The 26,352-nt window shown below is 67.0% G+C and carries 26 protein-coding genes and 1 tRNA gene; 12 read left to right on the forward strand and 15 right to left on the reverse strand.

All coding sequences use genetic code 11. The features are described 5' to 3' along the window. The first annotated feature begins 36 nt into the window (after positions 1 to 36). Positions 37 to 393: a hypothetical protein gene (locus tag AC6EKW_RS14565; RefSeq protein ID WP_273888747.1), complete on the forward strand. Its 357-nt coding sequence runs from the start codon at positions 37 to 39 to the stop codon at positions 391 to 393. Positions 394 to 644: 251 nt separating this feature from the next. Here the strand turns inward: AC6EKW_RS14565 and AC6EKW_RS14570 are convergent, their stop codons facing one another. From AC6EKW_RS14570 to AC6EKW_RS14590, 5 genes are all read right to left on the reverse strand, one after another. Continuing rightward, positions 645 to 1,499, reverse strand: a complete 855-nt coding sequence (locus AC6EKW_RS14570; protein WP_498514783.1) for an SDH family Clp fold serine proteinase — start codon at positions 1,497 to 1,499, stop codon at positions 645 to 647. 77 nt (positions 1,500 to 1,576) lie between these two features. After that, entirely contained in the window at positions 1,577 to 2,299 is a 723-nt protein-coding gene (locus AC6EKW_RS14575; protein ID WP_273888750.1) for a metallophosphoesterase family protein, read from the reverse strand. A gap of 75 nt (positions 2,300 to 2,374) precedes the next feature. Further along, on the reverse strand, positions 2,375 to 5,017 hold the full coding sequence (locus AC6EKW_RS14580) for an ATP-dependent Clp protease ATP-binding subunit (protein WP_498514784.1): 2,643 nt from the start codon (positions 5,015 to 5,017) through the stop codon (positions 2,375 to 2,377). Beyond that, positions 4,998 to 5,261 carry a hypothetical protein gene (locus AC6EKW_RS14585; protein WP_498514785.1) on the reverse strand — a complete coding sequence of 88 codons (264 nt, stop codon included), beginning with the start codon at positions 5,259 to 5,261 and terminating at the stop codon, positions 4,998 to 5,000. The genes AC6EKW_RS14580 and AC6EKW_RS14585 overlap by 20 nt, the downstream gene beginning before the upstream one ends. A gap of 61 nt (positions 5,262 to 5,322) precedes the next feature. Next, positions 5,323 to 5,769: an Hsp20/alpha crystallin family protein gene (locus AC6EKW_RS14590; protein WP_498514786.1), complete on the reverse strand. Its 447-nt coding sequence runs from the start codon at positions 5,767 to 5,769 to the stop codon at positions 5,323 to 5,325. A 315-nt stretch (positions 5,770 to 6,084) separates the two neighbouring features. Here AC6EKW_RS14590 and AC6EKW_RS14595 point away from each other — a divergent pair, with 315 nt between their 5' ends. The 4 genes from AC6EKW_RS14595 to AC6EKW_RS14610 all read left to right on the forward strand — a co-directional run bounded on the left by AC6EKW_RS14595 (position 6,085) and on the right by AC6EKW_RS14610 (position 8,910). After that, the gene (locus tag AC6EKW_RS14595) at positions 6,085 to 7,191 is read left to right on the forward strand and encodes a VLRF1 family aeRF1-type release factor (RefSeq protein ID WP_273888754.1); all 1,107 of its coding nucleotides are present in this window, start codon (positions 6,085 to 6,087) and stop codon (positions 7,189 to 7,191) included. 32 nt (positions 7,192 to 7,223) lie between these two features. Next, positions 7,224 to 7,553, forward strand: coding sequence for a hypothetical protein (locus AC6EKW_RS14600; protein WP_273888755.1), 330 nt, complete (start codon positions 7,224 to 7,226; stop codon positions 7,551 to 7,553). A gap of 9 nt (positions 7,554 to 7,562) precedes the next feature. Beyond that, complete coding sequence (locus AC6EKW_RS14605; protein WP_273888756.1) at positions 7,563 to 8,279, forward strand: Crp/Fnr family transcriptional regulator; 717 nt, start codon at positions 7,563 to 7,565, stop codon at positions 8,277 to 8,279. A 325-nt stretch (positions 8,280 to 8,604) separates the two neighbouring features. Continuing rightward, positions 8,605 to 8,910 (forward strand): hypothetical protein, encoded by a 306-nt coding sequence (locus AC6EKW_RS14610; RefSeq protein WP_498514787.1) that lies wholly within the window; start codon positions 8,605 to 8,607, stop codon positions 8,908 to 8,910. Here AC6EKW_RS14610 and AC6EKW_RS14615 read toward each other — a convergent pair. Together AC6EKW_RS14615 and AC6EKW_RS14620 are read right to left on the reverse strand one after the other, a co-directional pair. Further along, positions 8,892 to 10,085 carry a hypothetical protein gene (locus AC6EKW_RS14615; protein WP_498514788.1) on the reverse strand — a complete coding sequence of 398 codons (1,194 nt, stop codon included), beginning with the start codon at positions 10,083 to 10,085 and terminating at the stop codon, positions 8,892 to 8,894. The two genes, AC6EKW_RS14610 and AC6EKW_RS14615, sit on opposite strands and share 19 nt — an antisense overlap. A 51-nt stretch (positions 10,086 to 10,136) precedes the next feature. Continuing rightward, a complete protein-coding gene (locus AC6EKW_RS14620) occupies positions 10,137 to 10,919 on the reverse strand; it encodes an IclR family transcriptional regulator (protein ID WP_273888759.1) in 783 nt (260 codons plus the stop codon). 68 nt (positions 10,920 to 10,987) lie between these two features. Between AC6EKW_RS14620 and AC6EKW_RS14625 the strand changes: the two genes are divergently transcribed. Both AC6EKW_RS14625 and glgP read left to right on the forward strand, forming a co-directional pair. Further along, positions 10,988 to 11,650, forward strand: coding sequence for a hypothetical protein (locus tag AC6EKW_RS14625; protein ID WP_498514789.1), 663 nt, complete (start codon positions 10,988 to 10,990; stop codon positions 11,648 to 11,650). A gap of 72 nt (positions 11,651 to 11,722) precedes the next feature. Then, a complete protein-coding gene (gene glgP, locus AC6EKW_RS14630) occupies positions 11,723 to 13,795 on the forward strand; it encodes an alpha-glucan family phosphorylase (protein ID WP_498514790.1) in 2,073 nt (690 codons plus the stop codon). On the opposite strand, the gene AC6EKW_RS14635 is transcribed toward glgP, so the two are convergent. Both AC6EKW_RS14635 and AC6EKW_RS14640 read right to left on the reverse strand, forming a co-directional pair. Next, entirely contained in the window at positions 13,792 to 14,208 is a 417-nt protein-coding gene (locus AC6EKW_RS14635) for a DUF309 domain-containing protein (RefSeq protein WP_273888762.1), read from the reverse strand. The two genes, glgP and AC6EKW_RS14635, sit on opposite strands and share 4 nt — an antisense overlap. Then, positions 14,189 to 14,422: an FmdB family zinc ribbon protein gene (locus AC6EKW_RS14640; protein ID WP_498514791.1), complete on the reverse strand. Its 234-nt coding sequence runs from the start codon at positions 14,420 to 14,422 to the stop codon at positions 14,189 to 14,191. The genes AC6EKW_RS14635 and AC6EKW_RS14640 overlap by 20 nt, the downstream gene beginning before the upstream one ends. Before the next feature lie 87 nt (positions 14,423 to 14,509). Here AC6EKW_RS14640 and AC6EKW_RS14645 point away from each other — a divergent pair, with 87 nt between their 5' ends. Beyond that, positions 14,510 to 15,157, forward strand: a complete 648-nt coding sequence (locus tag AC6EKW_RS14645; RefSeq protein WP_273888764.1) for a cysteine dioxygenase family protein — start codon at positions 14,510 to 14,512, stop codon at positions 15,155 to 15,157. On the opposite strand, the gene AC6EKW_RS14650 is transcribed toward AC6EKW_RS14645, so the two are convergent. The 3 genes from AC6EKW_RS14650 to AC6EKW_RS14660 are packed head-to-tail and all read right to left on the reverse strand — an operon-like array spanning position 15,108 to position 19,076. Further along, complete coding sequence (locus tag AC6EKW_RS14650; protein WP_498514792.1) at positions 15,108 to 16,490, reverse strand: MFS transporter; 1,383 nt, start codon at positions 16,488 to 16,490, stop codon at positions 15,108 to 15,110. The two genes, AC6EKW_RS14645 and AC6EKW_RS14650, sit on opposite strands and share 50 nt — an antisense overlap. Continuing rightward, positions 16,391 to 17,578, reverse strand: coding sequence for an MFS transporter (locus AC6EKW_RS14655; RefSeq protein WP_498514793.1), 1,188 nt, complete (start codon positions 17,576 to 17,578; stop codon positions 16,391 to 16,393). Before AC6EKW_RS14655 ends, AC6EKW_RS14650 begins: the two co-directional genes overlap by 100 nt. After that, on the reverse strand, positions 17,571 to 19,076 hold the full coding sequence (locus AC6EKW_RS14660; protein WP_498514794.1) for an MFS transporter: 1,506 nt from the start codon (positions 19,074 to 19,076) through the stop codon (positions 17,571 to 17,573). The genes AC6EKW_RS14655 and AC6EKW_RS14660 overlap by 8 nt, the downstream gene beginning before the upstream one ends. 165 nt (positions 19,077 to 19,241) lie before the next feature. On the opposite strand from AC6EKW_RS14660, the gene AC6EKW_RS14665 reads away from it, so the two are divergent. Together AC6EKW_RS14665 and AC6EKW_RS14670 are read left to right on the forward strand one after the other, a co-directional pair. Continuing rightward, positions 19,242 to 19,676: a MerR family transcriptional regulator gene (locus AC6EKW_RS14665; protein ID WP_273888768.1), complete on the forward strand. Its 435-nt coding sequence runs from the start codon at positions 19,242 to 19,244 to the stop codon at positions 19,674 to 19,676. 261 nt (positions 19,677 to 19,937) lie between these two features. Then, a complete protein-coding gene (locus tag AC6EKW_RS14670) occupies positions 19,938 to 21,206 on the forward strand; it encodes an MFS transporter (protein ID WP_273888793.1) in 1,269 nt (422 codons plus the stop codon). Here the strand turns inward: AC6EKW_RS14670 and AC6EKW_RS14675 are convergent. Continuing rightward, a complete protein-coding gene (locus AC6EKW_RS14675; protein WP_273888769.1) occupies positions 21,167 to 22,174 on the reverse strand; it encodes an aldo/keto reductase in 1,008 nt (335 codons plus the stop codon). The two genes, AC6EKW_RS14670 and AC6EKW_RS14675, sit on opposite strands and share 40 nt — an antisense overlap. Positions 22,175 to 22,183: 9 nt before the next feature. Next, complete coding sequence (locus AC6EKW_RS14680; protein WP_498514795.1) at positions 22,184 to 23,689, reverse strand: carboxypeptidase M32; 1,506 nt, start codon at positions 23,687 to 23,689, stop codon at positions 22,184 to 22,186. Positions 23,690 to 23,815: 126 nt separating this feature from the next. On the opposite strand from AC6EKW_RS14680, the gene AC6EKW_RS14685 reads away from it, so the two are divergent. Next, the gene (locus tag AC6EKW_RS14685) at positions 23,816 to 24,169 is read left to right on the forward strand and encodes a DUF488 domain-containing protein (protein WP_498514797.1); all 354 of its coding nucleotides are present in this window, start codon (positions 23,816 to 23,818) and stop codon (positions 24,167 to 24,169) included. A gap of 32 nt (positions 24,170 to 24,201) precedes the next feature. Further along, positions 24,202 to 24,274 (forward strand) — tRNA-Ala (locus AC6EKW_RS14690). 272 nt (positions 24,275 to 24,546) lie between these two features. Here the strand turns inward: AC6EKW_RS14690 and AC6EKW_RS14695 are convergent. Continuing rightward, the gene (locus AC6EKW_RS14695) at positions 24,547 to 26,088 is read right to left on the reverse strand and encodes a PucR family transcriptional regulator (protein ID WP_498514796.1); all 1,542 of its coding nucleotides are present in this window, start codon (positions 26,086 to 26,088) and stop codon (positions 24,547 to 24,549) included. Positions 26,089 to 26,352 lie beyond the last annotated feature (264 nt).

The following is a 26,352-nucleotide window of genomic DNA, read 5'->3' on the forward strand; positions in this document are numbered from 1 at the left end:
GCGCAGCCGCGAGTTCGGGCTGGAGGGGCTCGCGGCTTGAGCGCCCCGCCAGGGGATCTCGAGGCGGCCCGCGAGGCGCTCGAGCGCGCGGTGGCCGACGCGCAGGCGCGCAGGAAGAACGTCCTCGACCCGGTGCTCAAGGAGCAGATCGGCGAGGAGATCTGGCGGCTGCGGAGGAAGGTCGTGGGCCTCGAGCGGGAACGCGCCGGGAGGATGCTCGCCCGGGCCTCCCGCGAGGCCTCGGAGGCGGCCGCGTCCGGCGACCTTGCTCGCTACGAGGGGGCGCACCGGGAGATGGCCCGCCACAGGATCGCCTTCGCCGACGCCTCGGATCTGCTGGAGAAGCTCGAAGAGGAAGGGCCTTCCTCCTCCAGGCGGCTGCTCGGCGGCTGAGGAGGGTTGCACGCGCGGGCGGCCCCGCTAATAAAGAGGGTGGAGAGAGGATCAGAGAGAGATCCTCTGAGAAAGGGGGTGGTCGCGATGAAACGGAGAGGAGTCAGGACCGGCTGACGGAGCCATCGAGAGCCAACCCCGCAGGCTACGGCGGAGGTCCGGAGCAAAGGTGCCATCACCACCTCCGGACAGGCCCACCCGGCCGGAGAGGGCAAAGGCCGCGGGGTTGGATTTTTCTTGCCCGGAGGACGCTAGCCGTCCCTGCTCCCCCGGGCCGGGACCGAGCGGCGGGGCTGACGGGGCGGCTGGATGGGGGAGGGGACGTACTCCACGGACTCCCTGCGGCCCTTCGGCTGCGGGTAGAGCTTCATGAGCGTATAGACGGCGGGGTCTATCCCGACCTTCACCGGCAGCCCGAGGGAGATGAGCTCGTCGGGTTCCAGCGGGTAGTCGTGGGTCCAGGTGCCCGAGGAGAGTACCCGCGCTACCTCCCGCGCCCGGGCGGGATCCATGTGGCGCTCGAGCAATCCGCCGACGAACCTCTCGACCTGCCAGAGGGCCTTGCGGCTCATGTCTGCGAGTATCAAAGTGCGGTCGTCGGGGTCTCTGGCTTGTTCTGCAGCGGCGACGATCGAGGCGGCGGGATACTCGCCGAGCTGCGGGTCCACGGGGCCCAGGGCGGCGTGGGGGTCGAGGTTTATCTCGTCTGCGGCGAGCGCGATCAGGGTCCCCCCGCTCATCGCGTAGTGAGGGACTATCGCCCGCACGGGGCCGTCGTGCTCGGCGAGGGCGCTCGCGATCTGGCTCGCCGCCAGCACCATCCCGCCCGGGGTGTGCAGGATTATGTCTATGGGCCTACCCGGAGGCGTCGCCCTTATCGCGCCGAGCACGCTCTGGGCGTCGTCGATGTCTATGTAGCGGACCACGGGGAACCCGAGAAACGACATCGTCTCCTGGCGGTGGATCAGGGTTATCACCGTGGAACCCCGCTCGGAGGCGAGCCGGGCCAAGGTCCTCTGCCGGGAGAGCTCGAGCAGGCGCTGCTGGATCACGGGTTGCAGCGACGCCAGGATCAAAAACAGCCAGAACAGGTTCACAAGATTCATGGATCTCTCCTCGGCAATCTTTTCATCGTCGCCCCTTCGATGTAGTCCGAGATGTTACCAGAGTGACGCGACGACTACTACTTCTCCGTGTATCGGCCTGAGGGGGCCGGCGCCTGGAGGCCGGCCTCCCGGGCCTCCTGTTTCCTCAGGTCGGCGAGCGTGAACTTTCCGGAGGCGAGATCTCCGGCCTGCACCACCAGCGAGGTACCGAGCATCACCCGCTCGAAGCTCTCTCCGCCGCAGAGGACCAGCCGCGGGGTATAGGTGTTCACGAGCTCGGCGAGGACCTCGCTGCCTGGTTCCCCGAGACCCTTGTGGGCGGGTCGGGTGCCGAGCAGGAAGACCTTCTGGTAGTCCCTGAGCTCCTGCAGGATCTTGAGCCGGTACTCCGCCTCCCAGGCGGGGTACCGGAGGTTCTCGACCTCTTCGCGGGCCCTGGTGGGCTCGTCCACTATCTCGCCGCCCATCCCGGCGAACGCCACGTACCCCGGACCGAAGGCGAAGGTGCCGTGCACGCCGTGTATGAACGGGAAGACGATCTCTGCGTTGTACGCCTCCCTGAGGTACCTCCCCACCGGGGCGTCGTCGGGGCCGGGGACGTAGAAGGCGGGGAGGCCCGCATCCCCCAGGGTCCTGAGCAGCCCGGCGTACTCTTCCGCCTCGCCGCCCGCGCTGAGGTTCCCGACGAGGGCCACCGCGTCGGCCCCTTCGGCACGGGCCCTCTCCAGGAATCTGCGCGTGAGCTCCACGTCGCCCCGCGGGTTCGCGCCGAGCGCTACGGTGCGGACGTGCTCCCTCATCCTGGAAGACCACCTCCTTTCTCTCGCCCGAAGACAGGAAGCCCGGCTGAGGACGATCAGCCGGGCTTCTTTTGTCTATCTTTCCTCGACCGTGGCCGCGCCCTCGAGCACCTCGAAGTCGAAGCTGCCGTCCTTCACGCCGACGACGACCCTGTCTCCGGCCTCGAGCGCCCCTTCGAGGACCAGCCGGGAGAGTTCGTTGTCTATGCGGCGCTGGATGGTGCGCCTCAGCGGCCTCGCCCCGAACTGCGGGTCGAAGCCCTCCTCGGCCAGAAGTTCGACGGCCTCGTCGGTGAACTCGACCTCGATGTCCTGCGCCTCGAGCCGCCTGCGGGTGTGCTCCAGCAGGAGCCGGGCTATCTCGACGATCTGCTCCTTCGTGAGGGCCCGGAAGACGATCACCTCGTCGATGCGGTTTATGAACTCGGGCCGGAAGTGGGCCCCGAGGAGCTTCATCATGTCCTCCTTGAGCTCCTCGAAGGACTCCTTGCGCCTGGCGTGCGCCTGGATCCTCTCGGCGCCCAGGTTCGAGGTCATGATGATCACCGTGTTCTTGAAGTCCACGGTGCGTCCCTGGGCGTCGGTCAGGCGCCCGTCGTCGAGGATCTGCAGCAGGACGTTGAACACGTCCGGGTGGGCCTTCTCGATCTCGTCCAGGAGCACCACCGAGTAGGGGCGCTTGCGCACCGCCTCGGTGAGCTGGCCGGCCTCCTCGTAGCCGACGTACCCCGGGGGAGCCCCGACGAGCCGGCTCACGGTGTGCTTCTCCTGGAACTCGCTCATGTCTATGCGGACCATGGCGTCCTCGTCACCGAAGAGCGCCTCGCTGAGCGCGCGGGCGAGCTCGGTCTTGCCGACCCCGGTCGGCCCGAGGAAGAGGAAGCTCCCGATGGGGCGGTTCGGGTCGGAGAGACCGGCGCGGGCGCGCCTGACGGCCTCGGCGACCGCGGAGACGGCCTCTTCCTGCCCGACGACCCGCTCGTGCAGCCGGCTCTCGAGGTTCAGCAGCCGCTGGCGCTCCTCCTGGGTGAGCTGGCTCACCGGGATGCCGGTCTGACGGCTCACCACCTCGGCTATGTCCTCGGGCGTGACCTCGGCGGAAGTCTTGTGTCCGGCCCTGTAGGCTCCGAGCCGGTCCTGCAGCTCCTGGATCTGGCCCTTGAGCTCCTCGGCCCTGTGGTAGTCCTCGGCGGAGACGGCCTGGTCCTTCTCGCGCCGCAGGCGCTCTATCTCCTCTTCTATCGCCCGGGTGTCCTCGGGCTTGGTCTTCGAGCGCAGCCGGACCCTGGCCGCCGCCTGGTCCATCAGGTCTATCGCCTTGTCCGGCAGGAAGCGCCCGGTTATGTAGCGGTCGGAGAGCTCGGCGGCGGCGACGATGGCCTCGTCGTTTATCTTCACCCGGTGGTGCGCCTCGTAGCGGTCCTTGAGGCCCCTGAGCACGTCTATGGTCTCGTCGACGGTGAGCTCGCGCACCAGCACCGGCTGGAAACGCCGCTCGAGCGCCGCGTCCTTCTCGATGTGCCTGCGGTACTCGTCGACGGTGGTCGCCCCGATCACGTGCAGCTCACCCCGGGCGAGCGCGGGCTTGAGCATGTTCGAGGCGTCCACGGAGCCTTCGGCGGCCCCCGCTCCCACGACCGTGTGCAGCTCGTCTATGAAGACGATCAACTCGTCGGAGTGCTCCCGGATCTCGTCGATGATCTTCTTCAGGCGCTCCTCGAACTGCCCCCGGTACTGGGTCCCGGCGACGATCCCGGAGAGGTTGAGCTCGATGACCCGCTTGCCGGCGAGCGTCTCGGGTACCTCGCCGCTTACGATCCTCTGGGCTATGCCCTCGACGATGGCGGTCTTCCCGACGCCGGGGTCCCCGATCAGAACCGGGTTGTTCTTCGTCCTGCGGCTGAGGATCTCGATCGTCGTCTCGACCTCGTCCGCGCGTCCGATGACCGGGTCGAGCCTGCCCTCCCTGGCCATCTGGGTGAGGTCGCGCCCGTACTCGTCGAGCGTGGGGGTGGAGCTGGGCTTCTCGCGCGCGGCCCCGCTGCGGTCGACGCCGCGCACGACCGCCCCGCGCAGCCGGGTGTGCGAGAGCCCGAAGCGCCTGAGGAGCTGCGCGGCCTCGCTCTCCTCGTCGCGGGCTATCGCGAGCAGCACGTGCTCGGGCCCTATGTAGGAGGAGCCGAGCTCCCGCGACTCTTCGTAGGCCGAAAGCAGCGCCCGCTTGGCGTCCGGCGAGAGCCCGGGCGAGGCGCTCTCCTTCGGCTCACCCTTCTCGGTCTCCTCGTCGAGCTGGGCCGCTATCGCACCGGCGTCGGCGTCGACCTCCTCGAGCACCCGCCTGACTATCTCCTCCTCGAGCGCAGCACCGAGCAGGTGCGAGGAGGTTATGTCCTCGCTGCCCCATTCGGCGGCGCGTCGGGCGGCCCGCTGCAAAAGCTTCTCCGTCGCGTCGGAGAAATAGCGGGTTATGTCCACCTGCTCCGCCTGCCTCCTCGGGGCCGAGACGGTGCCCCCGAAGGGTTCTTCCTCGAAGAAGCGGCTGAAGAAGTCGTCGAAGAGGCTGCCCCTACCGAAGGACGACGCTCCCCTCGCTCCTCTCGCCTCGGCCGCGTGTATCTCGCACAGATGCTGCACCCGCGGGGGCTCGCCGGGTACGATCCTCCTCAGCGTGACCGTGGCCGGCCTCACCCCGCACACATCACACATTCTCTCTGCCATGTTCTCTTCTACCTCCAGTAGTCTTTCTGTTCTCGTGGTTTCTCAGAGCGGCGCGGGCCATCTGTATCGCCTGCAGGAGCCCGCTCTCGGCGGCGGAGGCCACCACCCTGCGCTGCTCCTCCAGATCCAGGCTCGCGAATGCTTCCTCCCATCCTTCGACGACCTCCGCGAGCCTGCGGTAGAACTCTTCTTCCATCCTGCGCCCGGCCTCGCTCTCGCCGGGCCTGCTCATCCCACCCGTCAACGCCGCTCCTCACAGTCAAAAAACCCGGGCGGCCCCGAACGCCGCCCGGGCCCTCTCACCCTCAGGAGCCGGAGGGACCTTCGATCGGGATCCTGCGCGGCTCCCCTATCTGCCCGCCGGCGCCCTCGACGACGACCTCGAGCACGCCATCCTCGAACTTCGCGTGGATCTTGCTCTCGTCGACGCCCTCGGGCAGCGTCATGCTCCTGCGGAACGAGCCGTAGCGCCTCTCACGCACGTGGTAGCCCCGGCGCTTCTCTTCCTGCTCCTCCCTGCGCTCGCCGGAGATCGTGAGAACCCCGTTCTGGACGGTTATGTCCACGTCGTCCTTCTTGACCCCGGGAAGCTCGGCCCGGATCACCAGATCCCCATCGCGCGAGAACGCGTCGATCGCCGGAACCCACTCCTGCTCCTCGCGCCGGAGCGGCCTCCAGCCTTCCCACATATCGTCGAACATCCGGTTTATCTCGTTCCTCAGATCCCAGAAGCCGCGAAACGGACTCAGCATCGATACCACCTCCTTCTACTTCGTTTGCACTACACATTTTACCGTTTTACTACAGTTTTCAAACATTAATTTTGTACTTCGCAGGAAAATTCTCCCCCCACGCGCACATCTTTTCAGTCTGGCCGTGGTATGGGTGGCCTGCCGTGACGCGGGTCATCGGAGGAGCCGGGGGAGAAGTGACGCGTGTCACACATCGAGGGTGGCGGCGGGCCGTAGAGTCTGTGGGGGCTTTCAGGGGGGTAGCGGTCTGCTCTCCCGAGGCTATATTCTGCTGGACATCGGGGTATGAAGTGGTCGAGAGGCAGGGACGAGGACATGAGCGGTGTGGATGATCTTCGGGATCTCAAAGAGCGGGTGGCGGGGCGGAGGCCGCCGCTGCTCTCTGTCTATCTGAACGTCAACCCCGGCAACCCCGAGAACCGGAACCGGGCGTACGTGATCCGTCTGAAGGATGCGTTGCGGGAGGAGGGGGTGCCGAAAGGATTTGCCGGGGAGGTCGTGGGGTACGTGGAGGAGCTGCGCCCGCGCATGCGGACGCTCGTGCTCTTCTCCTCTCCGGAAGGGTGGCGCGAGGTGAGGTGGATCGGTGTCGAGCTGCCCGAGGAGGTCTTCTGGGGTGAGCCGTACGTGGCGCCGCTCGACCTGGCGGTGGACGAGTACGCGCCGGTCGGGGTGGTCGTCGTCGACGCCAAGAGGGTCCGCCTCCTCGTCTCCTCGCTCGGGAGCCTGGAGGAGGAGCTGAAAGAAGCCAACGTCTTCGACACCGCCGGGTGGCGGGAGATCACGCTCTCTCCCTCCTCGGCCAGCCCGCAGGGGGGGATGGCTCACGACCTCTTCGAGCGCAGGGTCGAGGAGTGGGTGCGCCGCTTCTACAAACGGGCGGCCGGGGAGGTGGGTGACCACGTGAAGTCGCTCGGCTTGAGGCGTCTGATCCTCGCCGGTCCCGAGGAGCGCACGGCGGAGTTCGTGGCGGAGCTGCCTCGAGAAGCGAAGGATCTCGTCGCCGCCCGGATACACCTCCCGCAGGACGTCTCCGAGGGTGAGCTGGCGCGCAGGATATCCGAGACCGAGGAAGAGATCGAACGCAGTGAGGAGAGCGAGTTGCTGCGGGAGCTGAGGGAGCGCGGGGTGAGGGGGCTCGAGGAGACGTTGCGTGCCCTGGACGAGGGCAGGATATACCGTGTGGCGGTACCCTGGCCGCTTCCGGACGAGATCTCGTGGTGCGATTCCTGCGGGGTCGCGCTCGCCGCCGGGCACGAGAGGTGCCCCTACTGCGGCGGACCCGTACGCACGCGCAGGCTCGCCAACGCCCTCTCCGGGCTCGCCGCTTCCCGTGGGGCCTCGGTAGAGTTCGTGCGGGGTGAGAACGCCCGTGCGCTGCGGGAGGAGCTCGGAGGAATCGCCGGGCTGCCCCGGTTCTGAAGATCGAAAACGTCCGCGAAAGGGAGATACAAGTGCCGGCAGACGAAGAGGCTGGATCCCGCTTCGGCGGTGAGGCGCCGTGCGAGGCGGGGAAGCTCCTGGGGGTTGAGGAGTGTGCGCGGCCGGGGCGGGCGACTTACACGGGGCTCGTGCTCTGCAAGGAGCATCTGAGGAGGTTCGAGCTCGAAGACCGCCGCGAGGCGCTGCGCAGCCTCGTGGTCCTGCTAGAGGCGGCGATGGAAGGGACGGAGGACCGGGATCTGCGCAGGAGCCTTCTGCTGCGCCGGAGGGACGCCGCGGCCCGGTTGCGTATCACCGAGGCTCTCTACCGGCAGGAGATCCACGCCGAAGGGCACGGGTAGAGCCCGCCGGTGTTCTGTCCCGACGAGAAGGCGGAGTTTCTCTCTTTCACGGACGTCTTCGGTTCTCTGCCTCGTGAGGAACTCGAGGAGCTGAGCTGGCGCCTGCCGGAGATGAAGGTGGAGCGGGGCCAGGTCATCTACGCTCCCGGCCAGCCGAACCGGGCTCTCTTCGTGCTCAGGGAGGGACGGGTCAGGATCTACAGGACCTTCCAGGGAAAGGAGCTGACGCTCGCCGTGGTTCGTCCCGGTACGATGTTCGGCGAGATGGACTTCGCCGGGAGGCGATCCCACCGCGCCTGCGCCCAGGCACTGGAGCCCTCCGAGCTGTTGCTCGTACGACATGCGGACCTGCGGCGTCTGATCTCCAGGCACCCGGAGGTCGGCATGAGGCTCATCGAGATGCTCGACGAAAGGCTGCGCCGCCAGGAGGAGAGGATGACGGAGATAGCCTTCAAGGAAGCCCCTGCCCGCGTCGCCGGCCTGCTGCTTCACCTGGCCGAGGAAGAAGGGTTGGTGACGGGCGACGGCGCCATAAAGATCCCCACCTGCTACACCCGCCGTCAGCTCGCCTCCATGATAGGGACCAACCGGGAGACCGTCTCCAGGGCGCTCGGGCAGCTGCAGCGGATGGGCGCCATAGACATCAAAGACCGCAGGGTCTACATAAGGGATCCTCATCTCCTGCGCGAGATCTCCGGCACGGACTTCTCCCTGCGCCCTTCGTGAGGTGTGTCCGGGATCACCGCTTCGAGGCGCGAGCATGTCGCACGGGCCACTGAACCTTCTGCACGGAGGCAGGAATATTGGCTGACGTGGTCCCCGCTCCCGGAAGGCGGGGCAGGGAGAGGCGTCACCTCTTCCCCCTCCCGGGTGGCGCCTCTCCTCCTTTCCCCTTCGGTTTTGTGGGAGGGAACGGGAGAAAGGAGCAGAGAGACCCTTGCCGGCGGAGAGCGAAGGACGCCCGCTCCTCCAGGAAGGGCGGAAGCGAAGCGGTGGACGAAGTCCCGTGCCGGTACGAAGGTTGTGGATTCTGGAAGGCGCAGAAGGCGGGGTGCTCACCATCCTATACCGCGATGCCGGTGAAATCCTGCCCGTCTTCAGCCTGGAGGAGGCGGCCGAGGACTTTAGGTGCCTGCTCGGGGCGTTCGGGGGAGGGATGCGCAAGAGGGAGATCTCGACCACCGAACTCTCCTCCCTGCTCGAAGGAGGGCCGCTCTCGGGCGTGCGCAGGGTGATCCTGGACCCACCGCCCGGCATGGACGCGGACGAGATGATCGTTCTCATCAGCCTTGAGCGGGAGCGGTTCGTGAGGCTCCTCGCGGACGAGGAGAGATCCGGCTACGGCTCTCCGCCGTAGCCGCCGGTGCGGTTGCGGAGCCTCTGGCGATACCCGTAGGTCGCCCGGAGCACCGTCTCCTCGTCCTCCAGTCCGACCCCCAGGGCCCCGGCTATGGTGGCCAGCGAGGTGGCCATCCAGGCCAGCGTCGCGTAATCGGCCGGGCCGACCGGCTCGCCGACCATCGAGCGGAAGTAGCCCTCCGGGACGAAGACCCACGCCGCCAGGAACACCAGCACGAAGAGCACGGTATAGGAGAACAGCACCGCGATCGCGATCGTCAGCACGGTCACCCCGTTGTAGAGCAGGCTCCAGTGACGATCCTCCCGGCTGCTCGGACGCTCCCAGAGATGATGCGCCGCGATTATCCAGACGACCATCGCACAGACCGCCACGACCATCAGCCCCAGCAGCCGCACCCAGCCGAGATGGTGAGCGAAGCTCCATATGGTGGGCAGTACCAGCACGTAGGCGCTCGTCGCGAAGGCCGCGGCGAGCGAGCGGTGAAAGCTGGGGAAGAGCTTCCAGGGTCTGTTGGCCAGAATCATGCCCGCCCACAGCCTGAGGTGGCCGCGCATCCTTGGAGCCACGAACCTGGTGTCGACGCCCAGTCGATGCATATCCTCGTCTGGAGGATGCAGGCGGTGGAAGGGAGCCAGGAGCTCCGCCAGGCGGCGTCTGACCAGGTGCCGGGGCCTCGGCCCCGGCAGATCTTCCTCCCGTCGGGTTTCGGCGGTTTTGCCATCCAGCGCCGGGTAGAGCTCGTGTACGAGCTGAACGACTGCCTCCCGGGCCCGCGGGTGCAGCCGCGTCGCCCCCAGGACCGGGAGGGAGAGCCCCGCGACCCTCCGCGAGAGGCTCGCATCGGCCACCACGAGCTGCCCTCCCCGGTAGAGTGGGAGGTCGGTCAGGCAGATGGCGACGTCCCAGCCCTCGCGCAGCGCCCACTGGTGGCAGGCGTCGAGCAGCTCCGGCGCATCACGATCGCTTCCGGTCAAGGGGTCGACGACGAGCGAGATCTTCCAGTGGACGGCATCGTCGACCATCCTCCCGAGCAGCGAGGGCAGCTCCCGCGCGAGCCGGTGCCCGATCTTCTCCGGTATGTCCGGGGCGCAGACCAGCCCGAGGTCCACGACGCGCACCGGTGCCGCCGTATCCCGCGCTCCTACCGTTCGGCCGTGAACTTCTCCGCTCACACGCACCTCTTTTCCCGAGACGGGTCGTGGGATAACCCGGCGTCTGCTCTTCTAAGAGCCTTTCACACCGCGGAAACCGAGCCGGTACGAGATCTCCCCGGCTCTTTTCGCCGCCTCCCGTCCCAGTTCCGGGAGGGACTCCGGTGGCAGCCTGAACGAAGGTCCTGAGATGCTCATCGCTGCGATCCCGCCGCTCGCCGAGCAGATGGGTACGCCCACGGCGTTGAGACCCACCTCGAGCTCCTCGACCGTGTAGGCGTATCCGCGGGAGCGTACCTCCTCGAGCTGCTCCCTCAGCTTCTCGGGGTCCACGATGGTGTTCTCGGTGAAGCGTTTCAGGGGGCGTGAGAGGATGCGCTCCCGGCGTTCCTCCGGCATGTGGTAGAGGAGTACCTTGCCGTCGGCGGTGGCGTGCAGCGGCGTGTGCCTGCCGGACCAGTCCACGCTCAGGACCGAAGAAGATGGGATGGATTGGTGGATCACCACGGCTTCGTCTCTCTCCAGCACGGAGATCGTTACCGTCGCCCCGGACTCCTCGGCGAGCTCCCTGCAGAGCGGTTTCGCGTGTCGCACCACGTCCAGGTCGGCCGTGACCGCGCTCGCCAGCAGGACGAGCCCGAAGCCCAGCCGGTACTTCTCGGTCGAGGCGTCCTGCTCGACGAGCCCACGGTTGCGCAGCGTGGTGAGCAGCCGGTAGGCCGTGGATTTGTGGATGCCAAGCCTCTCGGCGACCTCGGTCACACCCGACCACCCGTTGCCGGAGAGGAACTCCATCACCGAGACGGCCCGGTCGACCGACTGCACGGTCGCACCCCTACGGTTCGCGGTGTCCATAAGTAAGGTGTATTCTACATTCCTGCGCGGCCCGTCGCCGCGCGTGGTGAGTGTTGGAAAGGCGGAGGATGGCTGGAGAGTTCAGGCTGCCGGGCTCGACGTACCAGGGGATAGCGAGCATCATAATCGCTTACGGCGCACGTGAGGAGGCGGGCCCCGCCGACGTGCGCAAGCTCGACTCCGCCCACCCGGCGAGCGCCAGCCGCAACAACGCCTTCCTCGCCTCCGTCGGCATCCTCGAGGGGGAGAAGGAGCGCACCATAACCCCGCAGGGCCGCGAGCTCGCGCTCGCCCTCGCTCACAGGGACCGGGAGGGCATCCGGCGCAACTGGCGCAGGGTCGTCTCGGGCAGCGAGTTCTTGCAGAACATCGTCTCCGCGGTCACCATCCGGCAGGGGATGTCGCGGCCGGACCTCCGCGCCTACATCGCGCAGGCGGCCAAGCAGCCGCGGAACAAGCCGGTGATGACCGGAGCGGACGCGGTGATAGACATCCTGCGCGCCGCCGGGCTGCTGCGCGAGGAGGACGGCCGGGTGGTGGCGAGCTACGGGGACGAGGAGGAGCCGGAGGTCCGGGAGCTGGAGGCGGCCGAGGTGAGCCTGGCGGCTCCCGCACAGGCCGGGATCAGCATCCACCTGCACATAAGGTGCGAGGCGGACGAGCTCGAAGACCTCGCCCCCCGCCTGAGGCGGCTGCTGCGCGAGCTCTCCGGGCTCGACCGGGGGAGCTGACCCCCGTTTTCTTTGCGGTCACTGTCTTCCTCCGGGCATACCCGGAGGATCTGAGAGCTGGGAGGTTTTTTGATGACACACCTTACCGGGAGGCTGCCGCGACGTATCGAGCGGCTGTCCGAGCTCGCGTACAACCTGTTCTGGAGCTGGCATCCGGAGGCGCAGAGGCTCTTCGAGCGGCTCGACCCCGGGCTGTGGGAGCGATGCGAGCACAACCCCGTCAGGCTGCTGCTCGAGACGGAGAACCTCCCGAGTGCGGCCGAGGATGCGGGGTTCGTGGACCTCTACCACGGGGTCATGCGCGCCTTCGACGACTACATGAGGCGACGCGATACCTGGATGGGTCGCGTCTACCCGGACTTCCGCGCCCCGGCGGCGTACTTCTCCGCCGAGTTCGGGCTGCACGAGTCGCTGCCGATCTATTCCGGCGGGCTCGGCGTGCTCGCCGGGGACCACGTCAAGAGTGCCTCCGACCTGGGGGTGCCGCTCGTGGGCGTCGGGATCCTCTACGCCCAGGGCTACTTCCGCCAGCGGATCGAGGGCGGCGTCCAGCGGGAGGTCTACGAGCCGTTCGACCCGCGCTCCCGGCCCATCCTCCCGGCGCGCGATCCCGACGGCGGAGAGGTGGTCGTCGAGGTTTCGATGCCGGGGCGCACGCTCTACCTGAAGGTCTGGGAGGTGCGCGTCGGGATCTGCCGCGTGCTGCTGCTCGACGCGGACATCCCGCAGAACTCCGTGGAGGACCGCACGCTCACCGCCCGGCTCTACGGGGGTGACGCCCGCACGAGGATCGCCCAGGAGATCATACTCGGCGTGGGTGGGGTGCGGGCGCTGCGCGCCGTCGGGGAGCGCCCGGCCGTCTTCCACATGAACGAGGGGCACGCGGCCTTCCTCTCCCTGGAGAGGGTGCGGGAGCTGGTCGCGGCCGGGATGTCCTTCAAGGAGGCCGTGAGCCGGGTCGCCGCGAGCACCGTCTTCACCACCCACACCCCGGTCCCGGCCGGGCACGACGCCTTCTCGCCGGGGCTCTTCTGGGAGTTCATGCAGGGGTGGCCGGAGGCTCTCGGGACGACGCCGGAGGGGCTCTGGGCGCTCGGCCGCAGGGACGAGGAGTGGGGCGAGACGTTCAACATGACCGTGCTCGCCATGCGCCTCTCCAGCGGACGCAACGCGGTCTCCGCGATCCACCGGAAGGTCACCGAGGACATGTGGGGTGACCTTTTGCGCGAGATCGGCGGGCGGATCGACCACATCACCAACGGGATCCACACCTGGAGCTGGCTCTCGCCGGAGATGGCCGAGCTCTTCGACGAATATGCCTCCGGGAGGGCCTGGCGGGAGGCGGTGGACGACGCGGGGGCCTGGTCCTTCGTCGAGGAGATCCCGGCCTCGGAGCTCTGGGAGACGCACCGGAGGGTGAAGAAACGCGCGCTCTCCTTCGCCTCCCGGAGGATCGGGGCCGGGAGTCCCGGAGGCCTCGACCCCGGGGCGCTCACCATCGGCTTCGCCCGCCGGTTCGCCACCTACAAGCGTGCCACCCTCCTTCTGCACGACCCCAAACGATTGCGCGCCATCTGCGGCGAGGGCCGGGTTCAGTTTGTATTCGCCGGCAAGGCCCACCCGGCGGACACCCCGGCGAAGGGCTTCATCCGCGAGCTCTGCCGGGCCGCGGAGGAGGAGCTGTCGGGGGTGCTCTTCGTGCTGGAGGACTACGACATGAACCTGGCGCGCCACCTGGTGCAGGGGGTCGACGTGTGGCTCAACAACCCCCGCCCTCCGCTCGAGGCGAGCGGCACCTCGGGGCAGAAGGCGGCCCTCAACGGCGCCCCCAACCTGAGCGTGCTCGACGGCTGGTGGCCGGAGGCCTACGACGGCACGAACGGCTGGGCCGTCGGGGAGGAGGGAACCAGCCTTTCACAGGAAGAGCGGGACGCCGCCGACGCCGATGCGCTCTACCGCCTCCTGGAGGAGGCGGTCGTGCCCCTCTATCACGGTGCCGGCCCATCCGGGGTTCCGGAGGGCTGGGTGGAGGTGATGAGGCGGGCCGTGGTTACGGTGGCCCCGGCCTTCTCGACCCAGCGGATGGTGCGCGACTACGTGCACCGGCTCTACGCGCCGCACGCCTCCAGCGAAGGCTTCCGCTAGGAGGAGGCCTTCCGCCGGGAGAACTCGACCCTCGGGATCTTCTCCTGCCCGAACTCGTGCACCCTCTCCGGGCCGAGCCGCTCGAGCTCTGCGAGGCACCCCCGGCAGCGGCGCACGAGCCCCGAGACGTCTATCCCGAGCGCCTCGGGCTCGAAATCCTCGAGCCTCCTTATGCCGCCGCGCAGCAAGGAAACGGCACCGGACCAGTTTCCGTTCTGCTGGTGATAAAAACCCACCCCGACCTGGAGGATGCCCTGGTAGAGGTAGCGTATCCGACCGCTCTCCGCCCTCCAGGCGTCCTCCAGATGCTCGTGGGCCTCGAAGAATGCCCCGCGGTTGAACTCCTCTATCCCCCTCAGGACCTCCTCCGGGAGGCCCCGAGGAAAGGGCCCGTCATCCGCAGCCGCAGCCACCGCCGCAACAGCCGCCACCGCCACCACGCTGCGGGCTGGGGGAGGACGCGGTGGAGGCGCCGGTGGTCATGGAGGCGAAGCTGGTGGTGACCACCCGCTCCGACTCCTCGGAGCCGCACTCCGGGCAGCGGGCGGGCTCGTCGGCCTGGCTCATCGGGCGCATGAGGTCGAAGTGCTCCTCGCACTCGGCGCATCTGTATTCGTAGAGTGCCATCCTCTCCACCTCTCCTCGTTGGTGTGGCGATCCTCCGATACTATTGTACCCTGCGAGTGTCGGTACCGTGATGCCGGGGAGAGACCGATGGGAAGAGAGGACGAGTTTTTGCTGGAGCACCCGCTGGTGCGGGACTTCGTCGGGAGGGTACGGGAGGATATCGAGCGTTCGGAGGCTCCGGAGGAGGCTATCGAGCGGATGAGGCCGGCCTTTGCGGAGCTTCTGGCCGCGGAGGGGTGGCTGCCGGAGGAGTTTTGCTCCGCCGCTGTGGAGAGCGGGATGGGAGGGGGTATCGGGCAGTGGCTGATCTTCCGCTCGGCGGCGAGGGATCTCTGCCTGTTCTCGCTCGTGGTGCCGCCCGGGTCGAGCACGCCGGTGCACGACCACCTCTCGTGGGGGCTCGTCGGGCTCTACGCCGGGGAGCAGGAGGAGGTCGTCTACGCCAGGAAGGACGAGGGGCGGCCCGTGGGAGAACGTGAAGAGCTCGAGGTCGTGCTCCGGAGGAGGTTGCGTCCCGGGGACTTCTACCCGCTGCTCCCGCCGCGGGACGACATCCACGGCGTGCGCACCGTCTCCGAGGTGCCCTCGGTCTCGATCCACCTGCTCGCGGCCGATACCGGGTGCGTCTGGCGTCACTCCTACGACCCAGAGACCGGCGTGGTCTCGCCATTCCGCTCGGGATACGTCAACCGCCCCTGCGAGGAGGATGCTCCTCCGGAGGGTGGAGGTTCCTGAAGAAGAGGTAGTAGAGCGCGGTGTTGATCGCTTGCAGGGCGGCCGCCAGCTCGAGCGGCATATCCAGCGAGACGCTCTGCATCAGGTACCCCGCGAGCGTCGGGCTGGCCGAGGAGGCGATCCGGGAAGGAAGGTTCCCGAGCCCCGCGGCCCGGGAGCGCTCTCCGGGTGGCATCACGCCCATGAGGTAGGACTGTCGCACCGGGATCGAGAGGGTGTTGGCGACCATGCGCAGCAGGTAGAGCGCCCCGGCGAGTGCGAAGGTCGGCATCAGGGCGGTGGCCGCAAGCAGCACCACCGAGCAGGTGCGGGTGGCGACCACGGCCCGCACCGCCCCGAGCCTGCGCGAGAGCCGCCCGGCGAAGAGGTAGGGGATCGCTGCGACCAGGTTTATGGCGAAGAAGAGGCTTCCGATCTCCCCGGCCCCCACCCCGTAGCGCCGGTGCATCCAGTAGGCGACGAAGGAGCCGAGCATCCCGACCGCGAGGCCGTTGACCGCGTTGGTCGTCATGAACCTGGCTATCAGCCGGCGGCCTTCCGGGGAGAGGCGGACCGTGGAGCCGCCTTTCTTGCGTGATGGCTTCGGTCGTTCCTCGCGTATCGGCAGGACGACGAGCGCCATCGCGCACCCGATGACGGCGGTGAGCAGGAAGAGAATGCGGTAGCCGTCCAGGGTGGAGAGCCCGGCGCGGGCGAGCGCCCCCGGCACGAGCGTGAGCAGCGAGCCCGCCGCCCCGCAGAGCACCCCGACCGAGGAGAGCAGCCCGAAGGTCCCCGTTCGCTCCTCGTCGCGCACCGAGGCGGCGACGAGCGGCTGCTCGGCCGGGTAGTAGGGGCCGAAGGAGCCGCCGCTGCCCGCGCCGCCACCGCGCCCGAAGGTGCCGACGGCGGCTGCGACCAGGAGCACGACGTAGCTGCTCGAGAGGGCGAAGACGAAGCCGCCCGCGGCCATCAGGAGCGAGATCGCGACGAGCAGCGCCTTGCGTCCGAAACGGTCGGCGAGGAGGCCGACGGCGGCGGTGAGGATGGCGCTCGCCGCCGCCGAGGCCGCGAACACGAGCCCGATGCTGGTCGCCCCGTAGCCGAGGCGGGCGAAGTACAGCGGCACGACGACCGAGAGGTACCCCTGCGCGAGGCTCCTGAGGCCGCGTCCGGCCAGGAGCAGCCTGAGGTTGCGGTTCCCGGGGAGTCTGGATGAGATCTCTCGCCGGAGCAGCAGCCTTCGCTTCGTGGCTAGACCCTCTTCAGATAAGCCCGGCCGGAAAAGAGCACCACCACGCTCACCGCGGTCGCCGCCGCGCCGACGAAGAACGGGACGCCGGGGTAGAACCACTCCGCGAGCTTGCCGGCGAGGAACGGGGCGATCGCCCCGCCGACGAACCGAACGAAGCTGTAGGCCGCCGAGGCCACCGGCCGCTCGACCGGCGAGGCCTGCATCACGGCGGTGGTGATCATGGTGTTGTTGATGCCGAGGAAGGCACCCCCGAGGATGACGGCCGCGATCAGGACCGGCCGCGAGGAGACCCCGAGGCCTATCGCCAGCAGGTCGAGCGCGATGAGCGTGAGCATCGCGTACATCGTCGGGAGCGTTCCGAAGCGGGCCTGTATCCTGGGGGCGGCGAAGACCGAGGTTATCGCGAGCAAGACGCCCCACCCGAAGAAGATCAGGCCGAGAGCGTGTGCGCCGAGGTGCAGCGGGAAGGGGGTGTAGGCGAGCATCGTGAAGAACCCGAAGTTGTAGCAGAGGGCGGTGAGGCCGAGCGTGAGGAGCCCCCGGTGTCCGAGCGCCCGGAACGGGTCGGCGAGGGAGCTTCTGTGCTCCGGTTTCTCCAGGCGCGGCAACATGAAGAAGAGCCCGGCGAACCCGACGAGCATGAGCGAGGCGACCCCGAAGAAGGGGCCGCGCCAGCTTATCCCGCCCAGGGCCCCGCCGAGCAGGGGTCCCACCGAGATCCCCAGCCCCAGCGCGGCCTCGTAGAGGATGACGGCCCGCTCGGTGCCCGCGTTCGAGAGCTGCACGATGACCGCGAGCGCGGTGGCGATGAACAGGGCGTTGCCGAGCCCCCAACCGGCCCGGAAGAGCACGATGCCCGCGACCCCGCTCGAGGATCCGGCGAGCGCGCTGAACAGGACTATGAGCCCGAGCCCGGAGAGAAGGGTCGTCTTGTACCCGAGCCGGCTGGAGACGGCGCCGGTCACGACCATGGTGACGCCGGTAACCAGAAAGTAGCTGGTGAAGAGCAGCTCCACCTGCGAGGGTGTGGCGTGGAGCTGCGTGGCTATCGCCGGGAGTATCGGGTCGACGAGCCCGAGTCCCATGAACGCGACCACGCACGCGAAGGCCACGGCCCAGACGGCCTTGGGCTGCTTCAGGATGCTCTCCTGGGGTTCCTCTTCCAGATTCCCCTCCTTCTCAGCCATCCTCCTGGTCTCCCTTCCCCCGGAAGGCGGAGAACACCGCGCCCACGATGCTCGCGGCGGCCCCCACCAGCAGCGCCTCGTGGAAGCCGCTTATGAACGGGGCGGCCTGCGCCGCGGTCATCCCGTGGCCCACGGTGCCGGAGAAGACCTTGAACATCTGCTCCCGGGGCATCGAGCTCGTGATGATCGAGAGCGCCAGGGCTATCGAGAGCATCCCCCCGATGTTGGTCAGAAACGTGCGGGTGCCGCTCGCTATCCCCCGCTGCCCGGGCTCCACGGAGTTCATGATCGCTCGGGTGTTGGGCGAGTTGAAGATCCCGCTGCCGACCCCCACGATCACCATCAAGAGCGCTATCTCCCAATAGGGGGTGTCCACCTCGATGAGGGTGCCCATCCCGATGAGGCCGATGGCGGTGACGACCATCCCGATGGTGCTCACCACCCTCGCGTGCGCCCGGTCGGCGAACCATCCGGAGATGGGGGCCACGACGAACATCACGCCGGCGAGCGGGATGAGCAGTATCCCGGCCATCAGGTGGTCGTAGCCGTCCACCCCGATGAAGTAGAAGACGAACATGAACATGACCGCGAAGCGCGCCACCGAGTTCAGCAGGGCGCTCACGTTGCCGAAGGCGAACGTGCGGCTCCTGAAGAGCGAGAGCCTGAGCAGCGGCTCTTTCACCCGCGATTCTATGAACAGGAAGGCCGGCAGGAAGATCGCCGCGGCCACGAACCCTCCGACCACCTCCGGCGCGCTCCAGCCTTTTATCCCCCCCTGCGTCAGCCCCACGAGGAGCCCGAGGATGCCGACGAGAAAGGTCACGTTGCCGGGGATGTCCAGGTGCTGGCCCTTTTTGAGCGTGACGAGCTCGCGCAGGTTCACCGCGGCCCAGATGGTCCCGATGACCCCGAGCGGCACGTTGAACCAGAAAACCCAGTGCCAGGAGATGGAGGTCATGATCCCACCCACCACGACACCGAGCGTGGAGCCGGCGGCGGCCATCATCATGTTTATCCCGAGCGCCTGCCCGAGCTGTCGCCGGGGGAAGGCGTCGGTGACTATCACGCTGGAGTTGGCCATCATGAACGCGCCCGCGGCGCCCATCACCGTGCGCGCCGCGATGAGCTCTCCAGCGTTGGTCGCGAACCCGGCGAGCAGGCTCACCACGGTGAAGAGCGCGAAGCCCCCGACATACAACCGCTTCCTCCCGACCATGTCCGCGATCCTCCCCGCCACGATCGTGAGGATCGTCTGCGCCAGCAGGTAGCTCAGAAGCACCCACACCAGCGCGAAGAGCCCCGTGTGGAGCTCCCTCAGAAGCGTCGGGAGCGCGACGATCAGCGAGGCGCCGTTGATGGAGGCGAGCAGCGCCCCCAGGCTCGTGCACGAGAGGGCACTCCACTTGTACTCCAGCCCGAAACGCTTCTTTTCACCCGAACCCTGCCGCCGGCGCAGAATGTGCGCCCTCCCTTTCCTGGTGCGCGCCGTTCTCTGCAAAATACGCCTCCCTCAATTACCTTGTGCAACCCTGTGTTTCAAATTGTTACTTAATATAGTACAACTATACGTGCACGTACAGGTGTGGAGATGAAAAATTCTGTGACCTGGGGGTTAGAATTTGCGAAGCTTGAGAGAGAAGAGTCATGGAAAGGTGACCCTCGGATGAACGCTTCGAAGGAACTGCTCCAGATAGGGGAAGCTGCGGAGCGGCTCGGGGTGAGTCCTCGGACGATCAAGTACTACGAGGAGCTTGGTCTGGTCTCTCCCGAGAGGCGTTCGCCCGGCGGGTTCAGGCTCTACGGTGAGCAGGAGATATGGCGGCTGGAGCGCGTCCTGCGGCTCAAGGACATGGGATATTCCCTGGCTGCCATCCGGGAGATAATAGCCGTTCGCGATGCGGCGAAGGAGGCCACCAAGAGCGCCGTGCTCTCGGAGGTCAAGGAGCGCCTCGAGCAGCAGGAGCGTGAGATCACCGAGAGGATACGCAAGATGCGCGAGGACCTCAGGCGGGCGGAGACGCTGCGCCGCGAACTGCAGCGGGACATCCAGCTCTGCGAGCAGCGTCTCGAAGAGATCTCCGACCAAAGTACCGGGTGAGCCCCTTCACAGGGTGTACATGGACCCGTACGTACGGGTCGGTTAAGATATATTCAGATATTTGAAGACGAGAAGGTACCGGTCTGCCTTTGTTCTGAGAGAAAGGAGGATCACGGAAGAAGAGATCTGGTTCGAGGACGAAGTTTTCAGTGAGGATGGGACGGGCGGGTTCCGTCCGGGGCGCGACTACTTTCGATCTGCACCCTCTTCCGGCGTACGTGGCGGGCTCAGAGGCCGCGCGGGGCACGGGAGGGGGTATTGATGTTCTCTATCGTCGGGAGGAAGAGAGGGAGGGTTCCGGAGGGGGTTTCGTTCGCGGTACTGCTCGTCTCGCAGTTCATCGCGACGACGGGTTTCACCTTCGTGATGCCCTTCATGCCGATATACGTCAGGCAGCTCGGCGTGGGAAGTGTGGGGAGCGCGGCGGCGTGGGCCGGGTTCATCAACGGGGCTTCCGGGATCACGATGGCGCTGGTGGCGCCGCTGTGGGGGAGGCTCGCGGACAGGATCGGGCGCAAGGCCATGCTTCTTCGGGCGACGTTCGCCGGGGCTGTCGTGATCTGCCTGATGGGTTTCGTAACGAGCCCGTGGCAGCTTCTGTTCCTGCGGCTGTTGCAGGGGACGCTCACCGGGACGACGCCCGCGGCGACGGCGCTGGTGGGGTCGAACTCACCCTCGGAGAAGGTCGGGGCGCGGCTCGGGCAGCTTCAGATGGTCGTGTTTCTGGCCGGGGGGGCCGGGCCGGCCGTGGGCGGGCTCTTCGCCGAGGTTGCGGGTGTGCGCAACTCCTTCTTCATAACCTCGGTGCTTCTGGCCGTCTCCGGCGCCATGATCCTCTTCGGCGTGGTCGAGGAGAGGAAGGCCGCGGTCGCCGGGGAGGGCGAGGCGGTAGAGGAGAGGGAGGAGAAGGGGCCTCTCCCCTACAGGAAGCTGCTTCCCGCGATGCTCGCGCTGTTCGTCGCGCAGGCCACGATAGCCAGCGTCGCGGTGGTGCTGCCCGGTTTCCTGGAGAAGATGTCCGTCGCCGTCTCGCACCTCTCGGGGGAGACCGGATGGATCATCGGGTCGAGCGCGCTGGCCGCCTCGCTCGGGTCCGTGCTCGCCGGGAGGCTCACGCCCAGGGTCGGGACGTGGCCGGTGGTGGCGGGTTCGCTGCTCGCGGCGGGTCTGTTCACCCTGCCTCAGGTCTGGGCTGGCGGGGTGGCCGAGCTGTGGGCGCTCAGGGTGCTGACGAGCTTCTTCCTCGGCGGCATCATCCCGGCCGCGAACCTCGCGGTGCGCGACGCCGCACCGGCGGGGAGGAGGGCCACCGCCTTCGGGTTCGCCTCCTCCGCCGTCTCGCTCGGGTTCTCCGCCGGGCCGGTGGGGGCGGGGCTCATCGCCTCCGCGCTCGGTTTCGGGGATGCGTTTCTGCTTCCCGGGGTGATGATGCTCGCTCTCGGTCTGGTGCTCTCGGCCATGCAGGGATCATCGGGGCTCTTCGGCGGCCACTACCACCGGAAGAGGTGGGGGCCGAAGTCCGCCTCGTAGTAGAAGACGGACGCCCGTCCCGGGGGGGCGACCTCGTCGAGTCGGGCGCGGTCTGAGTCGGTTATCTCCACGTCCAGCGCGCCCAGGTTGTCCTCGAGCTGCTCCATCGTGCGGGGACCGATGATCGGGCTGGTTATCCCGGGCTGGTCCTTGCACCAGGCGAGCGCGAGCTGCCCCGGCGTGCAGCCCTTCTCCTTCGCCAGCTCCTCGACGACCTCCAGCACCCGCCAGGCCTCCTCGACGAAGTGGTTGCGCCCGAGGCGGCGCGGCTCGAGGCCGTAGCGTGAGTCTTGAGGGGCCTCCTGCTCCCGGCGGTACTTGCCGGTCAGGAACCCTCCCGCGAGGGGAGACCAGGGGATGAGCGCGACGCCGTAGGTCTGGGCCATCGGGACGAGCTCACGCTCGATGCGCCGGTCCAGCAGGTGGTAGGGCGGCTGCTCGGTGACGAAGCGGTTCAGCCCGAGCTCCTTTGCGGCCCACAGCGATTCGACTATCTGCCAGGCGGCGAAGGTGCTCGTGCCCGCGTAGAGGACCTTGCCCGCGTGGATCAGATCGTCCAGCGCCCGCAGGGTCTCGTCTATTGGGACCTTGGAGTCGGGGCGGTGGATCTGGTAGAGGTCTATGTGGTCGGTCTGGAGGCGCTTCAGCGAGGCCTCGCACTGCTCGATGATGTGGCGGCGGTGGTTGCCGGCGGCGTTGGGGTCATCGTCGTCCATCCGGCCGTGCACCTTGGTCGCGAGGAAGACCCTCTCGCGCTTGCCGTCGCGCCCCAGCGCCTTGCCGACGACCTCCTCGCTCCTTCCGCGGCTGTAGACGTTCGCGGTGTCGAGGAAGTTTATCCCGGCGTCGAGCGCCCGGTCGATGATCTCGATCGAATCCTTCTCGCCGGTGCGCCCGCCGAACATCATGCACCCCAGGCACAGCTCGCTCACCTGCACCCCGGTGCGTCCCAGGCTTCTGTACTGCATCTTCCTCCTCTACAGGTCGTATATCTCGGCGTACTTGCCGCGCAGGTACTCCAGGTACGGTGCGGTCGTTATCCCGGAGCCGGTGGCCCGCTCGAGGATCTCTTCTGAGGTGTACCTGCTACCGTGGCGGTAGACGTTCTCCTTCAGCCAGCCGTGGAGCGTCGAGAAATCACCGCGGGAGATCTCCTCGGGAACCTCCGGATGCGCTTCGAGCGCGGCGGCGTAGAGCTGGGCGCTCATGATGTTGCCCAAGGAGTAGCCCTGGAACTGCCCGCCGACGACGCCGTCGTACCAGTGGGCGTCCTGCAACACCCCGTCGCGGTCGTCCGGCGGCTCGATGCCGAGATCTTGCTTCATCCTCTCCCGCCACGCCTCCGGGAGGTCGCGCACCTCCAGATCCCCTTCGAGCATCGCGACCTCGAAGTCGAAGCGCAGGATCACGTGCAGGTCGTAGGTGACCTCGTCGGCGTCGGTGCGGATCAGGGAACGCTCGACCTTGTTTATAGCCCGGTGAAACTCCTCGAGCGAGACCCCATCGAAGTGGCCCGGGAACCTCTCTTTGAGCCTCGGCAGGAAGTGCTCCCAACACTCGCGGCTCCTCCCGACGACGTTCTCCCACAGCCGCGACTGGCTCTCGTGCAGCCCGGCGGAGGCTCCCCGGTCGAGCGGGGTCCACGCCAGGTTCGGGTCTATCCCCTGCTCGTACATCCCGTGTCCCGCCTCGTGCAGCGTCGAGAAGAGCGGGTCCCTGAGATCCCCCGGCCTGATGCGGGTCGTGATCCTCACATCCTGCGGCGTGGAGACCTTGACCGCGAACGGGTGCGCGGTAAGATCCTGCCTGCCGCGCGAGAAGTCGTAGCCGAAGCCAGATACGACCTCCTCCGCGAAGGACAGCTCTTCCTCTACGGGAAGTTCTTTGAGCAGGCACGAATCGTCTACCGGCGGCCTCTCCGTTATCTCCGCGACGAGCGGCACCAGGGCCTCCCTGAGCTCCGAGAAGAGCTTTCGCACCCTTTCCGCGCTCATACCGTAGTCCGACTCGGCGATGAGCGGGTCGGCGATGTGCTCGTGCTCGTAGAAGCCGGCGAGCTCCCGCCCCAGCTCGAGCGAGCGCTCCAGGTATGGTGCGACCGCCGCGAAGTCGTTCTCCGGCCTCGCCCTGAGCCACACCGCGTAGGATTCCGAGGTGTGCCGGGCGAGACGGGCGACGAACTCCGCCGGTTTTCTGGTCTCCCGCTCGTAGAGCCTCTTCGTCACCCGGATCAGGGCCACCTCGTCCGAGTCGTAGGGCATCTCTTTTGCCGCGGGCGCGAGCGCCTCCAGAAGCTCCCCGACCTCCTCCGAGGTGAACCTTTCGTGGGCGAGCCTCCCGAGCGTGGCGAGTTGCTCCCCGCGTCCGGCGGCACCGCCTGGGGGCATCTTGGTCGCCTGATCCCACCACAGGAGCGCCGCTGACCTTCTCAGGGCGTAGACCTCGCGCAGGATCTCTCTCAGCCGACGCAGCTTCTCCTCCAACGTCCTCCTTTCCGAGACCGGAGACGACAAAACCAGTCTACTCCCGACCCGCCGCGGTTTTAAACACCCGCGGCGGTGGTATCAGCGTACCGGGAACCGGGCCGAGGGAGGCTTGTCTTGGCGAGCGTGAAGGTGAAGAGGGTCTACGAGGATGTGGAGGAAGGAGAAGGGCAGAGGGTTTTCGTCGAGAGGCTCTGGCCCCGCGGCATCTCCAGGCAGGACGAACGGGTCGGGTACTGGCTGAAAGAGATCGCACCGACCGACGAGCTACGAAGATGGTTTCACGAGACCGGGGACTTCGCGAACTTCTCGGAGAAGTACCGGAGAGAGCTTGCCGAGCGTGAGGAGAGCCGGCGGACGCTGGATGAGCTGCGCAGCCTGCTCTCCGAGCACGGCACCATCACCCTCGTCTACGCCAGCAGAGACGAAGAGCACAACAGCGCCGTCGTCCTCAAGAGCATCCTCGAGGAGGGACGGTGAACGAGAAGGACGTGTAGAATATCCAGGCACACGGGCCCGTAGCTCAGTCGGGAGAGCACCGCCTTTGCACGGCGGGGGTCAGGGGTTCGAATCCCCTCGGGTCCACTCCCCGAATCCAGCCTGTCTATGCGAAACTCTCTCGCAAGAAAGACTTGGAGGGCCGTCCGGGGCTATCTGACCACCGCTTTGAAGACAGTCGTGCTGTAAGATGCCCTTCGCGAGTGCTTCTGAGGCGGCTCCGAGGCGTGGAGTACTGAAGAGTCGGCGTAGTGCTCGAGTGGCCGAGCGTTGCGTGCAGAGAGATCGACCCGCCGTAACCCGCGGCACCGTACGAAAAGCAGGCGACGTTCCCTCGATCGAACCGCGCAATCCATCGCCTACCGGGAACGGGAGAACCCTCCTGCTCCCTCCTCAGCGTTCAAAGCTTCGTAAGCCTTGAGGGCAAACCAGAGCTCGGCCACGTCCTCGGTGTTACCCAGGCTCCTTTGCGTGAGATCCTCGATGCGTTTGATCCTGTAGACGAGCGTCTGCCGGTGGATGTGGAGCATCTTCGCCGTTTTCGTCCAGCTTCGATCCTGCACCAGAAAGGTGCGCAGGGTATGCAAAAGATCGGAGCTGTGCCGGCCGTCGTACTCGAGCAGCCGGCCAAGGATCTGACGGACGATCAGTTCGATGTCCTCGGCCTCGTGCGGGAGGAAGGGAGATATCCTGGCCTCTTCCTTACCGTAGACGGCGACGGGTCTGCCGGAGCGCGCGGCGGCCTTGAGAGCCCACAGCGACTGCCTGTACGCGTTGGGGATACCGCCGGTGTCGTCTACGGCTCGGCTCAGGCCGATGATCATGCGCAGCCGCCGTCCCTCCTCCAGCAGTACCCTGAGATGGTCCGGCGTGTCGCGCAGCAGCACTATGAGCCGACGGGACCTCACGAGCATGAGGTGGGGAACCCGATGGTCCTCCAGCCTGAAATGGATCTTCGAGTAACCTGGATCTTCGCCGGATTCCTCGCAGCAAGCAACCACGTGGGGCCCCTCGGCTAGACCACGCTCCATGAGGGCGTATCGTGCGGAACCCATGGAGATTCGATTCTCTATGAGCCCAAAAAGTACTTCGGCCCCCGACCGCCTGTTGCGCTCGTACTCGGCCACCAGCCGCTCGACCTCGAGCGCGACGATCTCCGTAATATGATGCAGTATGAAGAGGTCCGGGAAACCATCCCGGGCCACGACGGCCAGGACGGCTCGCCGGGATGCCGGAACGGGCATGATGAGCGTTGGCCGGATCGTGGCCTGCAGACGTAACCCCGTGGGCAGGGGACCGGAGCGGCGGGCTCTTTCCTCGAGCAAAGCCCGCACGAGATCCCCGGGCGGTTCCGGCGCACCGCGTACGAGAGAGCGCCCGGTCTCGGGATCAAGGACGAACAGGCGGCACCCCAGCAGCTCCTCGAGGCTACGCAGCAGGGCCACGCCTTCCGCGCGCCTGGTCGCGATCCTCACCGCCTCGTAGATTTTCATGACCTGCAGCAGGCGTCTGTGCTCCTCGTTACGGTTCGCTTCCGCCACGGTGCGCGTGATGGCAGAGAACGGCACCTCGTATGCGGCCAGGATCACCGGAAACTTCAGCTCCTCCGCAGCGGAGAGCATCTCCTCGGAAAGGGGCGGCGCATAGGCCTGGTCGCATATGAGTATCCCCCGCACACCGGCCCGGGTCAGTTTTTCTATGAAGTTCGCCTGCTCCGAAGCCTGCCCGGGTACGGTAAACCCCACGGTCATCAGAAGCTCGCCCTCGGCGAGCCACTCCATGGGATCGGGCAGCTCACAGACATGAGCCCAGCTTATCTCCCGCTCCAATCCTCCCGCACCCGCAAGAACCTTCAGCCTGAAGGCCGGCGTCTCCACCACTTCCCGGATCGTAATGGCCATCCTCAATTCATCATACATTAATACTAGATACACATACAAATTCCTATATTTGTAGCATTGCGCACACGAAATCTCCGGGGCTATATTTTTGACGTTCGAAACGAGGGAAGGAAAGCAGTATGAAGCTTACGGACCATGCCAAGCGTCATAAAGAGGTGCGCAACCTCATCGGGGGGGAGTGGCAGAAGAGGGAGGATCTGCCGACAGAGCCCGTCTACGACCCTGCTACGGCAGAGGTCATAGCCCAAACCCCCCTCTCCAAAA

It is taken from the genome of Rubrobacter sp. M3-4, from assembly GCF_059772285.1.